This is a genomic window from Calyptranema fuscum S582, assembly GCF_055793305.1.
Genome location: NZ_JBSLYH010000108.1, coordinates 1 through 5,389 on the forward strand (window position 1 = coordinate 1; position 5,389 = coordinate 5,389).

Annotated in this window: 2 tRNA genes and 3 rRNA genes; all 5 read right to left on the reverse strand. The window is 52.0% G+C overall.

The features are described 5' to 3' along the window. Positions 1–16 precede the first annotated feature (16 nt). The 5 genes from rrf to ACR6Z4_RS31960 all read right to left on the reverse strand — a co-directional run bounded on the left by rrf (position 17) and on the right by ACR6Z4_RS31960 (position 5,125). Positions 17–133, reverse strand: a 5S ribosomal RNA gene (rrf, locus tag ACR6Z4_RS31940). A 79-nt stretch (positions 134–212) separates the two neighbouring features. Then, positions 213–3,088, reverse strand: a 23S ribosomal RNA gene (locus ACR6Z4_RS31945). Positions 3,089–3,345: 257 nt separating this feature from the next. After that, positions 3,346–3,418 (reverse strand) — tRNA-Ala (locus ACR6Z4_RS31950). 26 nt (positions 3,419–3,444) lie between these two features. Beyond that, a tRNA-Ile gene (locus ACR6Z4_RS31955) sits at positions 3,445–3,518 on the reverse strand. A gap of 121 nt (positions 3,519–3,639) precedes the next feature. Continuing rightward, positions 3,640–5,125: ribosomal RNA gene (locus ACR6Z4_RS31960) — 16S ribosomal RNA — on the reverse strand. Together the 16S, 23S and 5S rRNA genes with 2 tRNA genes alongside form the textbook arrangement of a ribosomal RNA operon. Positions 5,126–5,389: the final 264 nt, after the last annotated feature.

The following is a 5,389-nucleotide window of genomic DNA, read 5'->3' on the forward strand; positions in this document are numbered from 1 at the left end:
CCTTTTCGTAATATAAACCTGGCACCGAGCTATTTTTGCAGGGAGCTACCCCCCAACTATCTTCGCCGCAACAGCGTTTCACACCTCAGTTCGGGATGGATGAGAGTGGTTCCACCGCGCCATAGGCACCAGGAAACTTGTTGGGTTTCCTACTCCTTAAAACCCAGAAGGCTGCATAGTTTAGTTAATTTCGTCATACTCACCAATGTATTGAGGTCAAGCCCTCGGTCTGTTAGTACTGCTCGACTTCATACATTACTGCACTTCCATCTACAGCCTATTAACGCGTGTTCTTCGCGTGACCTTACTGGGTTAACCCATGAGAGCACTCATCTTGAGGTGGGCTTCCCACTTAGATGCTTTCAGCGGTTATCCGCTCCGCACATGGCTACCCTGCGTCTACCGTTGGCACGATAACAGGTACACCAGCGGTGCGTTCTTCCCGGTCCTCTCGTACTAAGGAAGAATCCTCTCAATGCTCTTACGCCTGCACCGGATATGGACCGAACTGTCTCACGACGTTCTGAACCCAGCTCACGTACCGCTTTAATGGGCGAACAGCCCAACCCTTGGGACGTACTACCGCCCCAGGTTGCGATGAGCCGACATCGAGGTGCCAAACCTCCCCGTCGATGTGAACTCTTGGGGGAGATCAGCCTGTTATCCCTAGAGTAACTTTTATCCGTTGAGCGACGGCCCTTCCACTCAGCGCCGTCGGATCACTAAGGCCGTGTTTCCACCCTGCTTGAGTTGTAACTCTTGCAGTCAAGCTCCCTTATGCCTTTACACTCTTCGGCTGATTTCCAACCAGCCTGAGGGAACCTTTGCGCGCCTCCGTTACCTTTTAGGAGGCGACCGCCCCAGTCAAACTGCCCACCTGAAACTGTTCCTCAGCCGGATGACGGCTTAAGGTTAGAATTCTAGCCTTGCTAGAGTGGTATCTCACCGTTGGCTCCATGCTTCCCACAAGAAACATCTCATAGCCTCCCACCTATCCTGCGCAAGCAAAGCCCGAACCCAATTCCAGGCTACAGTAAAGCTTCATAGGGTCTTTCTGTCCAGGTGCAGGTAGTCCGTATCTTCACAGACAATCCTATTTCGCCGAGCCTCTCTCCGAGACAGCTCCCAGATCGTTACGCCTTTCGTGCGGGTCGGAACTTACCCGACAAGGAATTTCGCTACCTTAGGACCGTTATAGTTACGGCCGCCGTTCACCGGGGCTTCGGTCGCCAGCTTCGCTTGCGCTGACCGACTTCCTTAACCTTCCGGCACTGGGCAGGCGTCAGCCCCCATACATCGTCTTGCGACTTAGCGGAGACCTGTGTTTTTGGTAAACAGTCGCCTGGGACTCTTCACTGCGACCACCTCTCGGTGGCACCCCTTCTCCCGAAGTTACGGGGCCATTTTGCCGAGTTCCTTAGAGAGAGTTATCTCGCGCCCCTTAGTATTCTCAACCTTCCCACCTGTGTCGGTTTAGGGTACGGGTAGTTTGAACTTAACGTGTTTAGAGCTTTTCTTGGAAGCTTGACATCAACCACTTCGGGGACGTATCCCCTCGTACTCACGCCTCAGCTCAGGACGTTTTCGCCGTCCCTCATCACCTCGAACGCTTGAACCGGTAACCAACATCCGGCTGGCTTAGCCTTCTCCGTCCCTCTGCACAAATTCAAACTAGTACAGGAATATTGACCTGTTATCCATCGACTACGTCTTTCGACCTCGCCTTAGGTCCCGACTAACCCTCCGTGGACGAGCCTTGCGGAGGAAACCTTGGGATTTCGGGGCATTGGATTCTCACCAATGTTTTCGCTACTCAAGCCGACATTCTCACTTCCGTCTCGTCCACACCTGCTTTCGCTAATGCTTCTAACTACTACGGAACGCTCCCCTACCGATTAATTAATTAATCCCACAGCTTCGGTACACAACTTAGCCCCGTTCATTTTCGGCGCAGGAGCGCTTGACCAGTGAGCTATTACGCACTCTTTTAAGGATGGCTGCTTCTAGGCAAACCTCCTGGTTGTCTCTGCACTCCCACCTCCTTTATCACTCAGTTGTGATTTGGGGACCTTAGCTGGTGGTCTGGGCTGTTTCCCTCTTGACGATGAAGCTTATCCCCCACCGTCTCACTGGTAGTGTGTGCACTGGGTATTCAGAGTTTGTCTCGATTTGGTACCGCTCTCGCAGCCCGCACCGAAACAGTGCTTTACCCCCCAGCTATAATCACTACCGCTGCGCCTCAACACATTTCGGGGAGAACCAGCTAGCTCCCGGTTCGATTGGCATTTCACCCCTAACCACAGCTCATCCGCCGATTTTTCAACATCGGTCGGTTCGGACCTCCACTTGGTGTTACCCAAGCTTCATCCTGGCCATGGTTAGATCACCGGGGTTCGGGTCTATAAACACGGATTATCGCCCTATTCAGACTCGCTTTCGCTTTGGCTCCGACATTCTCGTCTTAACCTACCCGTGCCTATAAGTCGCCGGCTCATTCTTCAACAGGCACACGGTCAGTCGTTAAATCGACCTCCCATTGCTTGTAGGCTGATGGTTTCATGTTCTATTTCACTCCCCTCCCGGGGTTCTTTTCACCTTTCCCTCGCGGTACTGGTTCACTATCGGTCACACAGGAGTATTTAGCCTTACGAGGTGGTCCTCGCTGATTCAATCGGGATTCCACGTGCCCCGACCTACTCGGGATTCAGCTAGTATCTTTAAGCTTTTGACTACAGGACTCTCACCTCCTCTGGTGCACCACTCAAGTGCTTCGTCTAGCCGCTAGATTCCATGTCGCTGTCCCACAACCCCAATGGTATAAACCACTGGTTTAGGCTCTTCCCGCTTCGCTCGCCGCTACTAGGGGAATCACGTTTGTTTTCTCTTCCTACAGCTACTAAGATGTTTCAATTCGCTGCGTTCGCTCGCGCTGGTCTATATATTCAACCAGCCGTACTTAGGGTTGCCCCATTCGGAAACCTTCGGATCAATGCTTGCTTCCAGCTCCCCGAAGCGTATCGCCGGTAACCGCGTCCTTCTTCGCCTCTGTGTGCCTAGGTATCCACCATCAGCCCTTTGTAGCTTGACCACAACAATTTCTACATTGGTGTCTGTGACTATTAACAAACCTCTAGCATCCGCTCAATCAACCAACCTTTTACAATCGGATGAATAACGTCTGAAGAAAAGTTGTTAACCTTCTACCTGACAAATAACTAAACTATGCAGTTTTCTAGGTTCTAGCTGAATATTACTTCAGCAGGCTCTCTTGCTCTTAACTCAAGATAAGTTGCTGAAGAATCTTGTATCTACCCATAGCTGAAAATCTCTTGGCTATGTCCTCAGTGGAGGTTAGCGGACTCGAACCGCTGACATCCTGCTTGCAAAGCAGGCGCTCTACCAACTGAGCTAAACCCCCTTGTTGTGCTTTCGCACTCTCTAAGGTGGGCCATCCTGGACTCGAACCAGGGACCTCACCCTTATCAGGGGTGCGCTCTAACCACCTGAGCTAATAGCCCATGTCCCCACACCTAGACTTTAGTTTGAGAACCTAACACTTATAAGCGAACGACCTTGGGATGACCAACTCTTTATCTATTTGCTGTGTGCTTTCAATATAAGAGCGGGTAGGTCTCCCTAAAAGGAGGTGATCCAGCCACACCTTCCGGTACGGCTACCTTGTTACGACTTCACCCCAGTCATCAGCCCTGCCTTCGGCATCCTCCTCCTTTCGGTTGGAGTAACGACTTCGGGCGTGGCCAACTCCCATGGTGTGACGGGCGGTGTGTACAAGGCCCGGGAACGTATTCACCGCAGTATGCTGACCTGCGATTACTAGCGATTCCTCCTTCATGCAGGCGAGTTGCAGCCTGCAATCTGAACTGAGCCACGGTTTATGGGATTAGCTTGCTATCGCTAGCTTGCAACCCTTTGTCCGTAGCATTGTAGTACGTGTGTAGCCCAGGACGTAAGGGGCATGCTGACTTGACGTCATCCCCACCTTCCTCCGGTTTGTCACCGGCAGTCTCTCTAGAGTGCCCAACTTAATGATGGCAACTAAAAACGAGGGTTGCGCTCGTTGCGGGACTTAACCCAACATCTCACGACACGAGCTGACGACAGCCATGCACCACCTGTGTTCGCGCTCCCGAAGGCACCCTTCCCTTTCAAGAAGGTTCGCGACATGTCAAGCCCTGGTAAGGTTCTTCGCGTTGCATCGAATTAAACCACATACTCCACCGCTTGTGCGGGCCCCCGTCAATTCCTTTGAGTTTCACTCTTGCGAGCGTACTCCCCAGGCGGGAAACTTAACGCGTTAGCTACGGCACTGCCCGGGTCGATACGGGCAACACCTAGTTTCCATCGTTTACGGCTAGGACTACAGGGGTATCTAATCCCTTTCGCTCCCCTAGCTTTCGTCCCTCAGTGTCAGTACAGGTCCAGCAGAGCGCTTTCGCCACCGGTGTTCTTCCCAATATCTACGCATTTCACCGCTACACTGGGAATTCCCTCTGCCCCTACCGCACTCTAGTCTAGTAGTTTCCACTGCCTGTCTGGAGTTAAGCCCCAGCCTTTGACAGCAGACTTTCTAAACCACCTACGGACGCTTTACGCCCAATAATTCCGGATAACGCTTGCCTCCTCCGTATTACCGCGGCTGCTGGCACGGAGTTAGCCGAGGCTTATTCGTCAGGTACCGTCATTGTGTTCTTCCCTGACAAAAGGGGTTTACAATCCACAAACCTTCATCCCCCACGCGGTCTTGCTCCGTCAGGCTTTCGCCCATTGCGGAAAATTCCCCACTGCTGCCTCCCGTAGGAGTCTGGGCCGTGTCTCAGTCCCAGTGTGGCTGATCATCCTCTCAGACCAGCTACAGATCGTCGCCTTGGTGAGCCGTTACCTCACCAACTAGCTAATCTGACGCGAGCTCATCCTCAGGCGAATTTCTTTCACCTCTCGGCACATCGGGTATTAGCAGTCGTTTCCAACTGTTGTCCCCATCCTGAGGGTAGATTCTCACGCGTTACTCACCCGTCCGCCACTATGTCCGAAGACACCGTTCGACTTGCATGTGTTAAGCAGACCGCCAGCGTTCATCCTGAGCCAGGATCAAACTCTCCATGTTGTTACCTAAACTTAATTAAATAACTGTTGAGTCCTTTTCGGCTCCCAAAACTCTCGTTCTGGTTCTCTTCGACCACTTATCTCAGGTCTTACTCCCTCGATAAGCAACCTTTCATTTGCTTTAACGCTTTATAAGTGCTATTCTGGCTCTCAAACTATTCTTTTCTCTAGGTGCTTGCCGTCTCGGTTCGCTCCGCTTTCGCTTCGCTTGCTCTCGACCGCTTGACTAATATAACTACTCCTCCAAGCCTTTGTCAACTCTTTT